This is a genomic window from Anaerolineales bacterium (assembly GCA_037382465.1).
Classification (GTDB): Bacteria; Chloroflexota; Anaerolineae; order Anaerolineales; family E44-bin32; genus WVZH01.
On sequence record JARRPX010000004.1, the window covers coordinates 101,304 to 120,705 of the forward strand.

10 protein-coding genes are annotated in these 19,402 nt (G+C 58.7%); 8 read left to right on the forward strand and 2 right to left on the reverse strand.

What is annotated here, in order from left to right; all coding sequences use genetic code 11:
- Nucleotides 1-112 precede the first annotated feature (112 nt).
- Nucleotides 113-808 (reverse strand): LysM peptidoglycan-binding domain-containing protein, encoded by a 696-nt coding sequence (locus P8Z34_02470; GenBank protein MEJ2549530.1) that lies wholly within the window; start codon nt 806-808, stop codon nt 113-115.
- A 108-nt stretch (nt 809-916) separates the two neighbouring features.
- Nucleotides 917-1,900, reverse strand: a complete 984-nt coding sequence (locus P8Z34_02475; protein MEJ2549531.1) for an alpha/beta hydrolase-fold protein — start codon at nt 1,898-1,900, stop codon at nt 917-919.
- 133 nt (nt 1,901-2,033) lie between these two features.
- Here P8Z34_02475 and miaB point away from each other — a divergent pair, with 133 nt between their 5' ends.
- The 8 genes from miaB to P8Z34_02515 all read left to right on the forward strand — a co-directional run bounded on the left by miaB (nt 2,034) and on the right by P8Z34_02515 (nt 19,387).
- Entirely contained in the window at nt 2,034-3,383 is a 1,350-nt protein-coding gene (gene miaB / locus P8Z34_02480; GenBank protein MEJ2549532.1) for a tRNA (N6-isopentenyl adenosine(37)-C2)-methylthiotransferase MiaB, read from the forward strand.
- Nucleotides 3,384-3,799: 416 nt separating this feature from the next.
- Nucleotides 3,800-6,445, forward strand: a complete 2,646-nt coding sequence (locus tag P8Z34_02485; GenBank protein MEJ2549533.1) for a CSLREA domain-containing protein — start codon at nt 3,800-3,802, stop codon at nt 6,443-6,445.
- 92 nt (nt 6,446-6,537) lie between these two features.
- The gene (locus tag P8Z34_02490; protein ID MEJ2549534.1) at nt 6,538-9,282 is read left to right on the forward strand and encodes a CSLREA domain-containing protein; all 2,745 of its coding nucleotides are present in this window, start codon (nt 6,538-6,540) and stop codon (nt 9,280-9,282) included.
- 60 nt (nt 9,283-9,342) lie between these two features.
- The gene (locus tag P8Z34_02495; GenBank protein MEJ2549535.1) at nt 9,343-12,210 is read left to right on the forward strand and encodes a CSLREA domain-containing protein; all 2,868 of its coding nucleotides are present in this window, start codon (nt 9,343-9,345) and stop codon (nt 12,208-12,210) included.
- A 73-nt stretch (nt 12,211-12,283) separates the two neighbouring features.
- Complete coding sequence (locus P8Z34_02500; GenBank protein ID MEJ2549536.1) at nt 12,284-14,884, forward strand: CSLREA domain-containing protein; 2,601 nt, start codon at nt 12,284-12,286, stop codon at nt 14,882-14,884.
- 169 nt (nt 14,885-15,053) lie between these two features.
- Nucleotides 15,054-16,199: an NBR1-Ig-like domain-containing protein gene (locus P8Z34_02505; GenBank protein MEJ2549537.1), complete on the forward strand. Its 1,146-nt coding sequence runs from the start codon at nt 15,054-15,056 to the stop codon at nt 16,197-16,199.
- A gap of 214 nt (nt 16,200-16,413) precedes the next feature.
- Nucleotides 16,414-17,559, forward strand: a complete 1,146-nt coding sequence (locus P8Z34_02510) for an NBR1-Ig-like domain-containing protein (GenBank protein ID MEJ2549538.1) — start codon at nt 16,414-16,416, stop codon at nt 17,557-17,559.
- 151 nt (nt 17,560-17,710) lie between these two features.
- Nucleotides 17,711-19,387: a response regulator gene (locus P8Z34_02515; GenBank protein MEJ2549539.1), complete on the forward strand. Its 1,677-nt coding sequence runs from the start codon at nt 17,711-17,713 to the stop codon at nt 19,385-19,387.
- The last annotated feature ends 15 nt before the right edge of the window (nt 19,388-19,402 follow it).

A 19,402-nucleotide genomic window follows, 5' to 3' on the forward strand; every position in this document is an offset into this window, starting at 1 on the left:
GGTTTCGGTTCCCTCAACCCAACCTACGAGTTAGACCCGGCGGGTTTCAATTGGGGCTGCCCTTTTGGGACAGCCCCGTTGTTATTTTTACTCTATGGATTTGATATCGCGGCTAGCTCGGCGTAGCGGAAGGCGTACCCGGGGCCGGAGACAGCGTTGGCGTCGGTGTGGCGATGTTGACCGGGACGAGGATGATCTGACCGACGCCGATGTCGTTCGGGTCTTCGATGTCATTGGCTTCGGCGATCGCTTCCGCCGTGCTGTTGAACTGTGCGGCGATCGACTCAAGCGTGTCGTTCGGTTGGACGCGGTATTCGATTTTTTGTCCGGGCAGCAGATTCTCCGGCAGGGGTGTGTTCGTCGGCAAGACGTCTTCCGCGCCGGGGATGATCAAAACCTGTCCTACGAATATCGCATCCGGATCGTCGATGTTGTTCACGGCCATCAAGAGCGAGATTCCATCCAATCCGAACTGTTCGGCGATCGTCCAGAGCGAGTCCCCAAGCTCGACCGTGTAACTCAACGGGCCCGTGGGGGTCGGCGTATCCGAAGGCGGCAGGGTGAGGGTAATCGTAGGCGTGTCGGTTGCCGGCAAGGGGGTTGAGGTTTCCGTGGGTGTCGGTGTCTTGCTGGCAAGAAATCCGGGCAGCGCCGGTGGGTTATCACCCGTCAGCCACAGCACGACCATGAAGACTCCCACAACGAGGAGCACCACCGCCATCCCCCCCAGGATGAGCGGCACCAAACGCTCTCGACGCCGCCTGTAGGCCATAATTACGTCCGCGACATCTGGTTCCGGTTCAGGCATGTCCAATCACTCCCCTCCAGTGTGGAGCGCAACCACAACTCCTTCGGCGCGTTTCATTGTACCTGAATTCAAGTCATCTGGGCGGTTAAATGTTAGGAATATCTAACTTTAGTTTTGCCACTTATCGGCCAGGAAATCGAGCATGTCGTCAAAAACCAGAATCCAGCCTTCGTGATCGTGCCCACCCTGTGAGGATATATAGGTGTGAGGAATCCCCTGCTGTTCGAGCAGCGCAACCAGCTTCTCCGTCGCCTGGCGGAAGGAGGGCTCGCCTTTCCCGGCGCTGAGAAAAATCGCCGCGGGCAGCGGGCGATCGTCTCCGGCGAGCAAGAGGGGATCGTACGCCGGACGGGCATAATTGACGTTCAACGCCGGACTCAAGGCTATCACGGTATCGAAAACATCCGGGTGGCGGAATGCAATCTCCAAGGCCCAAACCCCACCCCGCGAGACGCCCGCCAGCGCACGCATCTGTGGTCGGGTATCGATGGGATAATTCTGTTCGATTGCCGGAAGCAAATCGTCGATGAACTCGGCTTCGTAGGAACCGGGACCACCATCGCTGCTCGTGAACAGTGGCTCCGGTGCACGCGGCATGACCATCAGAATCCCCGGAAGAAAGTTCGTGGCGATGGCACGATCCACCCACTCGGTAAACCCCAGGTCATACCAATGAGTCTCGTCGAAAGGAAAACCATGCAGCAGGTAAAGTACGGGATACGGCCGGCTTTCATCGGGGTAACAGGGCGGCAGATAAATCAGATAAGGCACCTGCTCTCTCAACAGGCTGCTCGTGTATTCTCCTTGTTCCAGATGGCCTTGCAGTTCCGGGCAAGCAGCCGTGGGGCTCAACGTGGGCGTGAGGCTTGGCGCCGGAGTCTTCGTCGGCGGGAGGGTGCGGGTGGCGGCCGGCGCTTTCGTCGCTTCTGTCGTCGGAGAGACGTCCACGCTTCCAGCGCCAGGACCACAGCTCACGCCCCCCAACACCAGGATGAGACAGCCCAGCAAAGTGCGTTTTAGCCCTCGTGGATCAATGCGCAGAACGGAATCCGTGTCGTCAGCCTGCATGGTGTTGTGACGGTCCTTCCTCATCGTGAATCCCAATCATACCGCAATTAACGATGACAAGCCCGCAGGAGCGATGTCCCGGCCTTTCCGTTCCATCCGATCCACGTTACAGCCGGACATCCGACAAATCAGACTCGATCGGGTTATAATCGTCCCCATGAAGTATCACATTTGGACCGCCGGCTGCCAGATGAACGTCGCCGATTCTCAGCGCGTGGCTTCCGCCCTTGAACGCCTGGGCTACATCGCATCCGCAGACATCGAGCAGGCGGACGTCATCGTGCTGAACACCTGCGTCGTGCGTCAGAGCGCCGAAGACAAAGCCTACGGCCGGCTCCAGTCACTGAAGCCGTTGAAAGCACGCAACCCCGATTTGGTCATCAACCTCATGGGCTGCCTGGTCGGCGTGAAGGACAATCCCAAGCTGCGGAAGGTCTTTCCCCACGTCGACGTATTTTCACCCCCTTCCGACCCGAGCCCGCTGATCGAGCATCTGCTGCTGAAGGACGCCCACGACGTGGACCGGGCGGAGACGAATCGCCGCCACGCCATCATGGACGGCGAACTCCAACTGCCCCTCGCCCAACGCGGGAAAACCGTCTCGGCTTTCATTCCCGTGGTGTATGGCTGCTCCCACGCCTGTTCGTTTTGCGTCATACCTTACCGCCGCGGTGTGGAACGCAGCCGGCCGCTCGCCGAGGTCGTCGCCGAACTAAGTGCACTCACCGCGCAGGGCGTTCGTGAAGTCACCTTGCTGGGGCAGATCGTCGACCGCTACGGGAAAGATTTAGACAGCGGGGAAACGCTGAGCAGTCTGCTGCGAGCCGTGCATGCCGTCGAGGACATCCAACGCGTCCGTTTCCTGACCTCCCACCCCAATTGGATGAACGCCGAATTACTGGACACCGTAGCCGAGCTTCCCAAAGTGTGCGAGCACATCGAAGTTCCCGTGCAAGCCGGTGACGATGACGTTCTGCGCCAGATGAAGCGCGGTTACAGTGTGGACGAGTCCCGGCGCTTGATCGAGCGCATCCGCAAGCGCGTACCGGACGCATCCATCGCCACCGACATCATCGTCGGCTTCCCGGGTGAAACGGAGGCACAGTTCCAGTGCACCTACGACCTGCTCGAGGAGCTGCGTTTGGACGTCGCCCATCTGGCGCGCTATTCGCCGCGGCCGGACACCGTCTCCGCAAGGCGCATGCCGGACGATGTGCCCGAGGAAGAGAAAATGCGCCGTTTCCGGGCCTTGGAGGCCTTGCAGGCCGACATCGCCGCGGAAATCAACGCCGGCTACCGGGATCGAACTGTCGAGGTGCTGGTCGAAGAAAAGCATCGCGGCCGTTGGAAAGGCCGCACGCGCACCAACAAACTGGTGTTCTTCGACTCCGAAGCGGACCTGCTGGGCAAACTGGTGCCGGTACGCGTCGAGTGGAGCGGTCCCTGGTCGCTGATCGCCTCTCCTGTCGACATTGCCCAGGTCCACGCGGATCTCCCTACACCGTAATCTGTCAATCCTCCTGCGGTTCGGCTCTAATTCCGCCCGCAGCATCCCTGTGCAAGCGTTCACGTTGAACTTTGTGAAAAAAGGCGCGAGAATATTTCGGACGCCTCCCGCCGGGTAGTTGCGGTGTTGTACGATCTCTCGACATGCTCGAATCTCTCGCAGCCATGGGCATACGTCTGCAAATCTGCGATTTCTAGCCGGTATCAAACTGAATTCAATACCACATAACGCACTCGCGCATGCTTGTGTACATGTCACAAAACGACTTCCCGAACCGTTTCAGGAGTATGAAATTGATGGACCGAGGGGAACTTCGACGCCAGCTTTGCAGTTGAAGCCACATCGAACCTGGTTGTTCATATCGATACCCACTCCAATCTGGGATTTGTGGGGTTTTTGATAGGAGAACGAGAATTATGAAGAGAACGATTTTTTACATCACACTACTGACAGTCATGATTTCCATCGCATTCGCCGCTCTTGCCGATCCGCTTCCCGCGAGTGCCGACGACGGCAAGATCATAGTCAACACCGATGACGACAAAGAAGACGGCAGTTGCGACGATGTACATTGCTCTCTACGTGAGGCCATTGGCCAATCGAACGACACGCAAGGAAGGCAAACGATTGTCTTCGAAATGCCGGACCCCGGCAACTACTACACGATCCAACTGTGCAGTCCGCTTCCGGACATCGCCGATCCGGTTACCATAGACGGCACCTTGCCACCCGGGACGTTTGGTCCACCCAGTGTCGTGATCAAACCTTGGGATATCAACAATCTTCCCCCATGGCCATGCAATCCGCCACCCTACGGATTCTGGGTCGGCGCTGATGACGTTATCCTACGCGGTATGAGCATGGTTGGATTCCTCAATTTCCAGGCCGAGACGTCCGGCGCGATCATCGTCGACAACGCCTCAAACGCACTCATCGAATACAACCAACTGGGTGTGTATCCCAATGGAGTCGTAGAGGGAAACTATAATGCGATCTACCTGACAGATGAGAATCACATCGTTCGTAACAATTTGATCTCGGGGAATTGGTATGGCATCAACAGCTTTGCCTCGGACACGACCATCCAGGGCAATTACATCGGCACGGACATCTCGGGAACGTCTACAAGCTTATTGTTAGGGAATCAAACAGGGATATTTTTGTGGTGTCCCAGCGAATCCACGACCATCGGCGGCGTGAATCCGGATGAAATGAATCTGATCTCCGGAAATTCGATCGGTATATCCATTTGCTCGGACAGCACGATTTATGGCAATCGCATCGGAACGGATAGAACCGGCACCATGGATCTGGGAAACTCCAACGGAATCATGATCGGTGGAGACGACAACATAATCGGCGGCCCGTTACCCGGCCAGGGCAATCTGATTTCGGGCAACGGATTGGCACTCAGCTTCGCCAGCGGCGCAGATGACAACATCATCCAGGGCAACAACATTGGAGCAGATATCAGCGGAAACCAGGCACTTGTGAATGCGGCCGGTAACTGGCATGGAATGATCGTCTTTGGCGATTCCAACACGATTGGCGGGACCAATCCCGGAGAGGGCAACCGGATTGCCTTTATCACGGGTGAAGGGATTGACTTCGATCACGGTGCCACCTCCAACCACGTCGTAGGGAATACGATCTTTTCTAACGTAACCGGCGTGCTTGTTGAATCCGATCAGTGGTATACGGCGTTGATGAACACGCTGTCTCAGAACAGCATCTACGATAACATGGGTTTGGGAATCGACCTCGAACCCGCAGGGGTATCACTGAATGACGTCGGCGATACAGACAGCGGCGGCAACACGGTGTTGAACTTCCCGGTTTTCAGCGCAGGTTTCAACAGCGTAAGCGGAACTGCGTGCCCGGGCTGCATCGTCGAGCTTTATATAAGCGACAACGACTCCTCCGGTTATGGCGAGGGCAGCACGTTTATCAGCCAAACCGTCGCCGAAGATGACGGCGACTTCACAATCCCGGTGATGTTGGCGTATTCACACTGCACCCGCCTCACGGCAACGGCGACGGATATCCAGGGAAACACCTCCGAGTTTTCCAGGAACGTTGAGTTCGGACTGTGTATATCCCACCATCCCTGGAACCTCTTCATACCTATGCTGTCCCTTGGGTTGAGTCTGCTGGCCGGCGTGCTGTTCGGACGTTCACCCAAAATCAATGGCCGCGCCGCCCTTGCCGTCGCCGGAATCGTCGGCCTCGGACTGGCGGGCGGCTTGTTCCTGATCCTGCGAAGTCCCACCAAAGCCCCCGCAGCGCAGCCGGCAGAAATGGATCCATGGGCGGGTTTGCCATCCTGCAGCGATTACATCGAACCGGATAGCCTGTCCCCGGACGAAGAAGTGTTTGCGCTGGAGGACGATCCCGTGTTGTCCTGGTCGCCGCTCGAAGACATGCTCCCCGATTCGCTGCGCTGGACGGTCGAGCTTTCCCGGCATCCCGATCCGGCGCAGAGTGAGACAACGAGCGAAGAGCATCTGGCGTTTTCGGCCTTCGGCCTGCAGCCGGACCCGGGCGATATCTACAAATGGCGTCTCAGCGGAGAGATGGATGGATCCGCGGATGGCAGCTGGCGATTTTTCTGTGCGCCCACCGATTGGCTGCCCTTTCAGTTCGAGCGCCTCATCGTCCCTGCGGCGCCCTCCGACACCCCCGAACCGTCGCCCACGCCCACGCAAACCCCGACACCCACGCCGGACGTATGTGTCTACACGGCGATCCGAAACGCCAACTGCCGTTCGAGCGACCATTCGGAATCGGAGCAGATAAATATTCTCATGCAGGGAGAAAGCGCGGCGCTGCTGGCGCTCAACCCGGAATTCACGCATGGACAGTTCGAATTGGATCAGGAGTCGTGCTGGATCTGGCTCGGTTTGCTGGACGGTCCCGAAAATCCTTTCGGCACGTGCGACGTGCCGATCATCGATCCCGCACCGGCTTGCACGCCGGAGCTGGATGAGCAAGCCTGTATACTCGCCGGCGGGCAGATGAGTGAAACGCGCACGACGGCGCCCTTCTGCGTCTGCCCGGATTGAGCTGCGCAGACGCATGCAGCGACGTATTTCGAGACGGGCATTTCCTCACCGGGGAGGTGCTCGACAGCAAGTCAGAAGGTTAGGAGATGAAAATGAAGAACAAGCGGATCTTGTACCTTACCCTCGCTTTAACGCTGGCGGTCTTCGCCCTCGTCATGCAGCCCACGCATTCCGGCTACGCCGGAGGGGGCATCATCGAGGTCAACACGGTAGACGACAACGATGACGGTGTCTGCAATGCGACACACTGCTCGCTGCGCGAAGCGATCGACTGGGCCAACACCATGCCGGGTACGCCTACGATCACCTTCGACATCCCCGGCGCCGGCCCGCACGTCATCAATCTCTGCCACGCGCTGCCGCAGCTGACGAGTTCGGGCACGACCATCGACGGCACGACGGAACCGAGTTATTCCGGAACGCCCGTCGTCGTACTGCAGCCGGCGTTCCTTTCCGATACGCCGCCGCCGCTCACCCACGTCCCGCCGTGTATTCCACCTTCGGTCGGCCTGTGGATCGAAACCGACGACATCACCGTGCGAGGCTTGAGCATCGTCGGTTTTCGCCAGACCTGGCCGGCGATCGCCGCCGGGATCGTGGTCGCTAACGGCAGCAACAATCTTATCGACGCAAACTACATCGGTCTGGACGCCGGCGGCTCACCAGACGGCAACCGCGATGGCATTCTCCTCGGCGCAGCCGGCCAGGAGATTCGGCACAACACCATTTCCGGCAACGACAACGGTATCCACGTCCGCGCCGGCGAACAAAAAATATACGCCAACCGCATCGGCACCGATTTCTCCGGCAGCACGAGCGGAACCGGCATGGGCAACTACCGCGGCATTTATATCGAAGCTTCAGCGGGTGCCAACATCATCGGCTCCTCCGATCCTACCCACAAGAACGTGATCTCCGGCAACACCGCCGTCGGGATAGAGGTGGAATCCGACGACAACATCATCCAGGGCAACCACATCGGCTGCAATTTGATCGGCGATACCGCCCTGGGCCAGCAGGAAGGTGTGAGCCTCGGAGGGAACAGCAATCTCCTCGGCGGTAGTAACGCCGGTGAGGGGAATCTGATCTCCGGAAACGACATCGACGGCGTCATCATCGGCTGGAATTCCAGCGGCCACCAAATCCTGGGCAACATCATCGGAGCCGACGCCAGCGGTACCGCATCGCTGGGAAATTTCGTCGGTATATTTACAATCGGCGGAGACAACATCGTTATCGGAAATAATTCCGCCCTGGGGGGCAATCTCATCGCATTCAACGGCCACCACGGGATCATGCTTCTGGCTGATGCCCATACCTATCACATCGCTGGCAACACGATCACGCAGAACGGCGGTGACGGGATAATATTGGGAACGTTCTCAGCCAATCCAGCCACTCCCCAGCAGATTACAATCAACCGCAACAGCATCTTCGATAACGGCGAATTGGGCGTGGATTTATTTCCAGATGGCGTTACGCCTAACGACCCGGGTGACGCCGATACAGGTGCCAACACGCTGCTCAATTTCCCCGAGCTCAGCCAGGTGACGGCCACCGATGCGCAGGGGACCGCCTGCACCGGCTGCCGCGTGGAAGCCTTCATCGCCGACGGCGATCCCTCCGGCTACGGCGAAGGCATGACCTTCGTTGGGGAAGCGTTCACCGACTCCTCTGGTAACTTCAGCGTTCCGCTGGATGTGAACCTGGTCTCCACCTGCGACCTGATTACGACGCGAGCGACGGATGGGTCTGGGAACAGCTCCGAATTCTCGGAAAACATGCGCGTTTCACCCTGCTTCGTAATGCGCCGCCCGTGGCTGTTCGCACCACCCCTCCTGCTGGGCTTGCTGGGTCTGCTCGGAGGCCGCCGCGCAGGCCGTGGTAAACCCGGGCTGGCTTCCGCCGCCGGCGGCGCCGCCATCGGCGCCGGGATCGGCGGTGGACTGGTTGTCCTGGCGATCGTGCTGCCCGTTGTGCACATCGAAAAACCACAGGAAGACGCAGGCTTGCCGGCCGTGCAGATGCCCTGCGATCGCTTCCTCGATCCTGCCGGGCTCTCGCCCGCAGATGGCTCGATCTTTGAGATCGATGATAACGACTGGGATTTCACCTGGAGTCCATCTGCCGAGATGCCCGATGGAGAGTTCCGCTGGCTCGTCGAGCTACTCGGACCGGATGGCAGCATGCAGCAATTGTCTACAATCGGTAACTCACTGCCCTTCCTTTCCTTTGATACTGAAATCTCACAAGGCGCCGTATTCTCCTGGCGCCTCAGCGCCGAGCAAGCAATCCCCGGAACGGACCGCTGGGAGCCCTTCTGCCGGCAGATGGGCTGGCGTTCCTTCCAATTCGGCGAACGCCCACCGCTCAACGCCCCGCCCTGGACGCCCGACGAATGGAGCCAGCCTGAAGATTCTCCGACCCCGACTTCGTCGCCCACAGCGACCTCCACGCCGACTCCCGAAGAAATGACCTGCGTATACGAGGCGCTGCAGAACGCGAACTGCCGCGCCAGCGACTACTCGGAAGCGGCCCAAATCTCGATCCTCATGCAGGGAGAGACGGCCGAACTGTTGGCTTTGAATCCCGAGTTCACCCACGGCCAGTTCAATCTCGGCCAGGGTGCGTGCTGGATCTGGCTCGGCTTGCTGGACGGGCCGGAAGATCCGTTCGCCAACTGCGGCGTACCGGTCCTCGATCCCCCACCACCGCCGACAGACACGCCCACGCCGCCCGCCTGCACGCCGGATTTAAACGAAGAAATGTGTATAAAAAGCGGCGGAACCTGGCCGGAAGGTGAAACGACAAAACCCCGTTGCGTCTGCCCGGATTAAGAATCGAACATCAAGGATGAGATTCGGTTAGAGATGATGGTTCGATTGTGGAGGAAGATCATGAAATCACGACGCTCGACCATGTTGGTGGGATATGCGGTATGTTTGGCTCTAGTTATTGGTTTCGTTACCCCGCTGCCGTCTCATGCAGGCGGCGGGGTGTGGATCGTCAACACGGTCGACGACCTCGACGACGGCGTCTGTGACAGCACACACTGTTCCTTGCGCGAAGCAATCAATCAGGTCAATGCCAGTCCAGGCGTTCAGTATATTTACTTCGATATCCCTGGACCGGGCCCACACGAGATCCAACTCTGCTCGATGCTGCCGGCGTTGACCGACGACGGAACGTTGATCGACGGCACCTCGGAGCCCGATTATGGGGGTACCGTACCGGTGGTCGTGATCAAGCCGGGGATATTCAATGTGTCCGCCTATCCGGGCTGCTTTCCTCCACCAGTCGGGATCTGGATCGCCGCCAGCGACATCACCGTGACCGGCCTGAGCATCATCGGTTTTAGAAGTCCTTCCGCCTCCGTCGCCGGGGGAATCGTGACCCACATGGGCTCGAACGTCACGATCGAGCACAATTACATCGGCCTCGATCCTTCCGGAACGCCCGTCGGAAATCGAGACGGTATTTTGATGGGCTCCGAGGCGTCGCAGATCTATTCCAACCGCATCTCGGGCAACGTCAACGGCATTCACGTCTTCCGCAGCGATCACGTCATCCGTTTGAACTACATCGGAACCGATCCCACGGGCACGTTCACCAGCCCCACGCTGAAAAATTCCGTCGGCATCCTGGTGGATAATCCCTCCAGCAACGTGCAAATCGGAGGTCCAAATCCCGCCTGGATGAACCTCATTTCGGGCAACGATACCGGTGTTCAAGTCGTAACGGACGATAACTCCGTGACCAACAACCGCATCGGCTCGGACACCAGCGGTACGCTCGGATTGGGAAACGACACCGGTATTTGGGTGACCGGCAGTGGAAACCTGATCGAGGGCAATCAGGTCAGCGACGGCCAGATCGGTGTGCTGTTGGCCGGCAGCAGCAATCAGATCTCGGGCAACTTCATCGGCACGGATTCCAGCGGCGACCTGGCGTTAGGCAACGACACCGGCGTTCACATCACCGGCAGCGATAACGTCATCGGCGGTGAGATTCCGATCATGCTCGTACCGGGCAGCACGGCTGGTAACATCATCTCCGGCAATGACACGGGCATCTTCCTCGGCCCGAATGCGCAGAATAACTACATCAAAGGCAACAAGATCGGCGCAGGCAACAGTCCGGATTCGAGTCTGCCCAACACCACGGGCATCCTGCTCGATGGCGCCAACAACAACACGATCGGAGGCATCTATCTACCCATGGAAGCCAACTGGGTGATGCACAATATCCAGGACGGCATCCAGTTCGTCACCACCGCCAGCGATAACCTGGTTCAAAACAACTACATCGCCTGGAACGAACGGGGCATCACCGCCGGCGCTACGACCGGAACGTCGATCCAAAACACCTTTCACTACAATAACATCTACTTTAACGATCAACTCGGTATCGACCTCTTCCCCTGGGGCGTGACCCCCAACGACCCGGGTGACGCAGACAGCGGCGCCAATAACCTGCAAAATTTCCCCGTGATCAGTTCGGCTACGACTGCCACGGTTCAGGGAACATCCTGTCTGGGTTGCACGGTGGAAATTTTCGAAAGCGAAGAGGATCCCTCCGGATACGGAGAGGGCATATCGCCTATCGGCGAGGGGTTAACCGACACTGCCGGTAATTTCAGCATCAGTGTCGATCCGCTCTCTACCGCAGGTGTCTGTGATTACGTTACGGCCACCGCCACCGATTCGAACGGCAATACCTCCGAGTTTGCCCAGAACTTCCTTATCGGACCTTGCTTCACGTTCTCGCCGCACCTTTTACTCTTCCTGGGTGTGGTCTTCTTGGCCGGTGGTGCGGCCGCCGGTGGTAGTATCGGGCGCGGCCGCGGCAAGAGACCCGGCCTGGGGACCGCTGCTGGCGCAGCGCTGGGCGGATTGATCGGCGCCGGGCTGCTCCTGGCTACCTCCTTCATTCCGATCTTTCGCTTTCCGCCAGAAGAAGAACACGCGGTCTCCGAAGGCCTGACGGCACTTGTCCCCTCCTGCAATGCCTACCTCGATCCGCAGGCATTCGTCCCGCAAGATGGCGCAATCGTGCTCGACGAGAACTTCGATTTCGCGTGGGCCTGGTTGAATGAACCGTCGAACGGTGATTTCCGCTGGATCCTGGAATTGAATGGTCCCGACGATTCGGGTCAGCAAACAACGGAGAACTTAACGCTGCCTTTCACTGCGTTTGGTCTCGCTTTCGATGATGGGGATCGATTCTCCTGGCGCTTGAGCGGCGAACGGTTCGACGACGCTTCTGCTGAATGGGAGGCTTTCTGCACGCCCTCCGCCTGGCTGACGTTCCAAATCGGATTGTCACCACTGCTGGCGCCGCCGTGGACACCGGATACCCCGGAGGGACAACCCCCGACGCCCACCAGCACGCCCGAGTCTCCTGCGGGAGTCTGTCTGTACACGGCGGTACGCAACAGCAACTGCCGCGCCAGCGACTATCCGGAGTCGCTGCAGATCGATATCCTCATGCAGGGGGAATCGGCTGAACTCCTGGCCCTGAATCCCGAGTTCACCCACGGTAAGTTCGAACTCGATCACGGGCAGTGCTGGATCTGGCTCGGACTGCTGGAAGGTCCTGAAAATCCGTACGGCACCTGTGGCGTGCCGGTCATCGATCCAGCGCCGCCGCCGACCGCAACGCCGCCGGTCTGCACTCCGGATCTGGGCCAGGAGGACTGCGAAGCGAGCGGAGGCACCTGGTCCGGCGGCGTGACGGGCGCTGCGGGATGTGTGTGCCCGGAGTAAAACCGATTCGAGAATACTACGCCGTGAAGTTGATCGAAAATCGCAGCCAGAGGTTGATGTAAGGAGCACTTTGATGAGAACTCGCAAACACATTTCCCAGGCCTGGCTGACCCTGGGCCTGCTGGCGATGATGACCCTCGCTTTTCCATTCCCAGCAGAAGCCAGCACCTTCGTCGTCAACACGGTCGACGATCTCGACGACGGGACCTGCGACGCCGATCACTGTTCCCTGCGCGAGGCGATCAACGCCGCCAACGCCAACCCCGGCGCGGACACGATCGCCTTCGACATTCCCGGCGCCGGACCGCACGTGATCGAACTGTGCAGTCTGCTGCCCAAACTCACCGACGGCGGGACGACGATCGACGGCACGACGGAACCGGGTTATGCGGGGACGCCTGTCATCACGCTGACGCCATCTGCAAATCCGAGTTGTGTAAGACCGCACATCGGCCTCTGGATCCAATCCGACGGGAACGTGATCCGCGGGCTGCACACCATCGACTTCATGCACCCCACCCTGCAGCACGAAACCGCCATCTACATCGAGCGCGGCGGCGGAAACTTGATCGAGTTGAATCACATCGGCTACCAACCCACCTGTTCGCTCTTCAACACCCAATACGGCGTTCGCATCGATACCGACGCCGGCAACCAGCGCATTCTCAAAAACGTATTCAATTGCAACGGAACGGCAATCGACATCTGGGCCGGCAGCCACCTGATCCGGGACAATCTCATCGGCGTCGATCCTTCCGGCACTACGGCCATCCTCAACGGCCTGGGTATCTACGTTTACGAAACCGCCCACGGGTCAATCATCCAGGATAACGTGGTTTCGGGCAACATCAGCGCCATGGCGGTCTATTCGGACGACAACAAGATATTGGGCAACCGCGTCGGAACCGATTGGTCGACGAACATCGCCATCCCCAATCAGGGCGGCGTCCAGGTGAACGGTGATCACAACCGCATCGGCGGCACGAACCCCGGCGAAGCGAACATCATCGCCGCCAACACCAGCATCGGCCTCGATCTGTACTGCGGCGCGGAATACAACCAGGTGTACGGCAACATCATCGGCACCAATCTCGCCGGAACTCTCATGATGGGCAACCAGTATGGTGTCACCATCATGGGGAACACGAACATCATCGGGGGAAACGGCCCGGGAGAAGCAAACCGCATCATCTTCAGCCAGGAAGCCGGGCTCAGCCTGTACGCATTGGCGCACAAAAACCGCGTCATCGGAAACGAGATCGCCTACGGCCGCACGCAGGGCATTCTGGGTACGAGTTCGATGGGCTTTCCCGAATCCAACACCTTCAGCCGTAACAGCATCCACCACAATCGTGCCCTGGGAATCGATCTGGAACCCGCGGGTGTGACCCTGAACGACCCTGGGGACACGGACGTCGGCCCCAACACGCTGCTCAACTTCCCCGAGCTGCAGTCCGCCAATGTGAACACGGCGGAAGGAGACGCCTGCCCGGGCTGTACCGTGGAAATCTTCATCGCCGATTCGGGTCAAGGTGCGTTCGGCGAAGGCATGACGTATGTGGGAAGCGGCAACGCCGATTCGAGTGGTCATTTCACGATACCGCTGAGCGGGGTCGGTTTCTGCGATCCGCTCACCGCCACCGCAACAGACGGCGCGGCCAACACCTCCGAATTCGCCAAGAACATCCTGGCCAGCTGTCTCACGCTCGTCTTCCCCTGGCCCGACCTCGTCTTACTGGCGTTCATTCTTACCGGCGCCCTGGGCAATGGACGTCGCAGCCGGGGCAAATCGCCCGGCCGATTTGCCGCCGCCGGCGGTGCTGCTGGCGCAGTGTTCGGCATCGCCCTGCTGACCCTGGGCAGTACGCTTCCCAACGTGCACCTGGAACTGCTCCCTCCCAAAGAGGAATCGAAGATTGAACCACTATGCAGCGAGCTGCTTCTACCGGATGGGTACGCGCCGCCGGCCGGAACCGTTTTCCAAACCAGCGAGGACCCGCTGCTTTCCTGGACGCCAGGCCCCGGCGTCGCCGACGGGATCGTCTGGCAGGTAGAGTTAAGCGCACCGGACGGCTCGGGTGTGAATCAAACGACGCAGGAGACAAGCATCGCCTTCAGCAGCTTCGCGCTCCCCGCTCAACCGGGGTTTTACCGCTGGCGTATCACCGCCGGAGAGGGCAACGCCCCAGGAATACTGGGGAAAGCGTTATGTTCACCGACTTCGTGGATGCCGTTTTCCCTCGAAGGGCCGCAGCGTGAGGAAACGCCTTCATCGACGCCGACCTCGACCCCCACGCCAACTCCCACAACGGAGTTATCCGCGTGTGTCTTCATCGCGCTGCAAAATGCCAACTGCCGGGAGAGCGACTACGTCGAATCGGACCAGATTGCCATTCTCATGCAGGGCGAGAGCGCCGGGTTGATCGCCTTGAATCCCGAATTTACGCACGGAGAGTTCGAGGTCGATCAGCATCAATGCTGGATCTGGCTCGGGTTGCTGGACGGCCCGGATAACCCGTACGGCACGTGCGGCGTTCCGGTCGTCGATCCGCCTCCGCCGCCGACGGCAACGCCGCCGGTCTGCACCCCGGATCTCGGCCAGGAAGACTGCGAAGCAAGCGGGGGCACTTGGTCCGGCGGCGTGACGGGCGCTGCGGCATGCATATGCCCGTAACGCCGGGCGAAAACGAGCGCCCTGAAATTGAAGGCGACGTTCTCGCGACGGGCATCTTGTCGAAACAGGCAGGCTGTTGTAGCATCCTGATCCGAACTACTGGCCATTCACGCTCAATGCCATGCCTGTTTAACAAAGAAGAAGATTTCAAAATGAAGGAGACAACAAGATGAGCCTCTGGATTCGAACAAAAACAACAACTCTCGTCCTGATCCTTGCAGCAAGCCTGATCCTTTCGGCATGTCATTTCCCCGGTATGGGCGCCACCCCGGATCTGTTCGCCACGTCCGCAGCGCAAACCGTATCCGCCCGGCTGACGCAGCCGGTAGAACCAGGTATAGACGGGACGACAGAGCCCGAGCCGCCCGTGATCGCCACGACTGAAGCGCCACCGACGGAAGAACCGCCTACCCCAACGATTACGCTCACGCCTACGATCACGCAGACCACCATCCCCTGCGATCGCGCCGGCTTCGTTTCGGACGTCACCATCCCGGACGGGGAAGAACTGCAACCGAACGAGAGCTTCACCAAAACCTGGCGGTTGAAAAATAACGGCTCGTGTACCTGGACCTCCAGCTACGCGCTCATCTTCGACAGCGGCGATTCGATGAGCGGACCTGCATCCCAACAACTCACCAGTGGAACCGTGGCGCCTGGCGCCACGATGGACGTCTCCGTCGATCTGACCGCGCCAGGTTCACCGGGAACGTACAAGGGTTACTGGAAACTGCGCAACGGATCGGGTGTGAATTTCGGCATCGGAACGAGCGGCACGAATCCCTTCTGGGTCGAAATCGAGGTCGTTCCCAACACCACCACGGTCACCCTGCCGATGAAAGAAATGGAAAGCGGACAGGTGGAATCCACCGGCTCAACCGGATTTGGAAGGTATGTGGGTGACAGCCACACGAATACATCCACACAAGCATTCGTCAGCTTCGATATCAGTGCGATACCGTCGGACGCCATCATCACCAAGGTTACGACGAAGGTCAGCAGCTACAATAAAACCGGAGATCCCTTTGGTGACCTGGGCGCATTATTCATCTTCAAGGATGATTACGGCAGCCTGGACGCAAGCGACTACGTCGGAAGTGTTCCGGGGAGCGGCCGGCTGATGTCCTGGTCTTCGACATCGAGCCTGGGAACCGAAACCGCCGACAACGATATGGTCAATGCACTGCAGAGCAAAGTGGGCAGCAGTCGCTTTAAAGTGCGATTCCAATTCGCCGATGACACAAATGGTGATCACGGCGCAGACTATCTGGAACTGGTCACGATTGTGATCAAGGTAACTTACTACACACCATAATTACCTGGCGTCAGGATGCTGATCCCCGTCGAACTGATTCTCGGCGGGGATTTTCCATGCTGCTCAAGAAAATTCTGAGCGCCAGATTAAGCGAACGCCACTTGTCAAAATTGGCGGCTCACAGTAGCATCCTGATACTGATTGCCGGCTTTGAATGATCATATTCTTAGCGGGTACACGGAGAAGAAGATATCAAAACGAAGGAGACACCAAGATGAGCCTTCTGACTCGGATAAAAACTTCAACACTCGTCTTTATTCTTGCGGCCGGTTTGATTCTTTCGGCCTGTAATTTCCCCGGCATGGGCGCTACCCCGGATCTGTTCGCCACATCGGCCGCACAGACGGTGTCCGCCCGTCTCACCCAACCGGTGGAACCCGGCAGCGTGGAAACGACAGAACCTCCGCCGCCTGTGATCGCCACGACCGAAGCGCCGCCGACGGAGGAGCCCCCCACGCCGACCAAAACGCTGACACCCACGGTCACGAATACCACCATCCCCTGCGACCGCGCCGCCTTCGTTACGGACGTCACCGTACCCGACGGGGAGGAATTTGAACCGAACGAGAACTTCACCAAGACCTGGCGCCTGAAGAACGATGGCTCCTGCACCTGGACCTCCAGCTATGCACTCATTTTCGACAGCGGTGATTCGATGGGAGGGCCCGCTTCCAAACAGCTCACCAGTGGAACCGTGGCGCCTGGTGCGACCATGGACGTCTCCGTCGATCTGACCGCGCCGAGCTCTCCGGGCACCTACAAAGGCTACTGGAAATTGCGCAACGGATCGGGAGTGAACTTCGGCATCGGCGCAGGAGGCACAAATCCCTTCTGGGTCGAAATCAAGGTCGTTCCCAACACGACAACGAAAACCGTTCCCCTCGTCGTCGGCGAAAGTGGGCAGGTGACCAAAGGCGGCTTCGTATTCGGAAACAAAATCGCCGGAGACAACGTAAGCAACGATTCCTCCCAGGCCTTCCTGAGTTTCAATATCACCGGAATCCCGGCGGACGCCGTCATCACGGAAGTCGTGATCGACCTCGGCGATTTCACCGTGAGCGGAACGCCGTTCTCGGCGCTCGGGGCGCTCTTCATCTTCAAGGACGATTACGGCAGCCTGGACGCCTCCGATTTCGTCAGCAGCACACCCTCTTCCGGCCGGCTTATTTCCTGGAGCTCAAACTCGAGCCTGGGAAATGCCGTCTCGGATGCCGACATGGTCAATGCCCTCCAGACCAAGGTGGGGTCGAGTCGTTTCAAGCTGCGTCTGCAGTTCAACAAACAGACCGATAATGACAATGGAAACGATTACCTGACTTTCAACACGGTAATCCTCAAAGTCACCTACTACACGCCCTGACGCTGCGCAGCGGATAGATGTGAAAAATCCCCGCGAAGTTCGAAGACTCGCGGGGATTTTCGCTCTTTATCGAGGTATATTTTGTGCAGATGCTTGCCGCATTCCAGCGGTTGAATTGGCAGATTCAAAGCACGCGTGATAGATTCAAGCTATGGTTGCGAATGTACTCGTTGTTGAAGAGATGGAAGAATTCGGGTCTTTGATCCGCAATGCGCTGGAAGAAACCGGGCGGTATCAGGTGTCGCTGGCGATGAACGCAGACGAGGCGATCGAACTCGGAGATCGGGAGAATATCCACTTGCTGATTATCGACTTCGATCTCTCCGAAGCCGATGCGCCGGCCTGTATTCAACGCATCCAATCCACCAATCCGGACATGGCCATCATCGCCATTCCGCCCAACAACGACCCGCACGATCCTGCATTGTCGAATCTTCCAATCCGCGGCATGCTGACGAAGCCCTTTTACCTTCCTGAACTCAACGAAATCGTCTCCGCAGCGATTGATCTGCCGACGCAGCCTGTGGCAACGGAACAGATCCAAGAATCCCTCCCACAGGAAGCCCCCTTCATCGAGGTCATGGACACGCCGGCACCCTGGGCGGACGACGCGGATCGAACCACGCAGTACCTCGCCAGGATATGTGACGAAACGTCGGCCGAAGCGGTGATCCTCTTGCACCACGGCCGGCAATGGGCACAAACGGGTGGGATAACTGCGGATCAAGCCCAGGGACTCGCAGAAAAGATTGCTGAAATCGGAGTCGGCTCGGGCGCCCGCGGAGCCATTACCACTCTGACTCGCCTGCCGGGCACACAACGGGACTGCATCCTCTATGCCAACGGTTTGATGCCGAATTGGATTTTGGCGCTGATCTATCCCTCCGGCACGTCCTTCGGGATCATCCGCCGCCAGGCCAGACACGCCGCAGATAGACTCAAATACACCGATCTGTCCGGCCACGAGGAAGAACTGCCTCCTATAAAGGTATCCGCACCCGATACCGCACCGATTTCCACTCGAGCCGAAGAAGACATATCGTTCGATGAAATCTTCGATGCGGAACCGGAGACTCAAGAGATGCCGTTTTTCGAAGATCTCGACCTGCCTTCCATAAAGAAATCCGCACCCGATACCGCACCAGTTTCCGCTCGAGACGAAGAAGAGACATCGTTCGACGAAATCTTCGATGCGGAACCGGAGGCCCAAGAGATGCCGTTTTTCGACGATCTCGACCTGCCCCCTCCGGAACCCGACGAAGCACCCGCAGAAATCGAAGAGCACCGGATTGAAGAAGCAGACACCGTCGCAGCGATCCCTGGGGATTGGGTGCCCGACAAACCCAAACCCGAATCCCACCTGCCCTTTCTCGACGAGGACGCCTTCCCGGATTCGGACTCCACCCCGGATGCACAGGAACCAATCCCGCTGCCCGACGCGGAGTACTACCTTCCCGTAACTGCGGTGCTTGTACCCCGATTCCCGGAGCACCGCCTGACGGGCGCTCTTGCGGAAAATCTGCAGCAATGGGTGATTCGTCTCTGCCTGGCGTGGGATTGGCGTGCGGATGAAGTGTCGATCGAACCCGATTATCTCTGTCTGACGATGAGCATTTCCCAGGAGACTGCGCCATCGAATGCGGTATTCCGGCTTCGCGACGATCTTTCACAGCGAATACTCAGCGCGTTTCCGGAATTTGTGGACGACCTGCCCTCTCGACGATTTTGGGCTCGCAGCTACCTGCTGATCACCGGTGGATCACCGCCGACGGAACGGCTGCATGCCTTCGTCGAAGCCACCCGCAAGGCCCAGGGCATCGAAATCTGACTCCCTGTTTCCCCC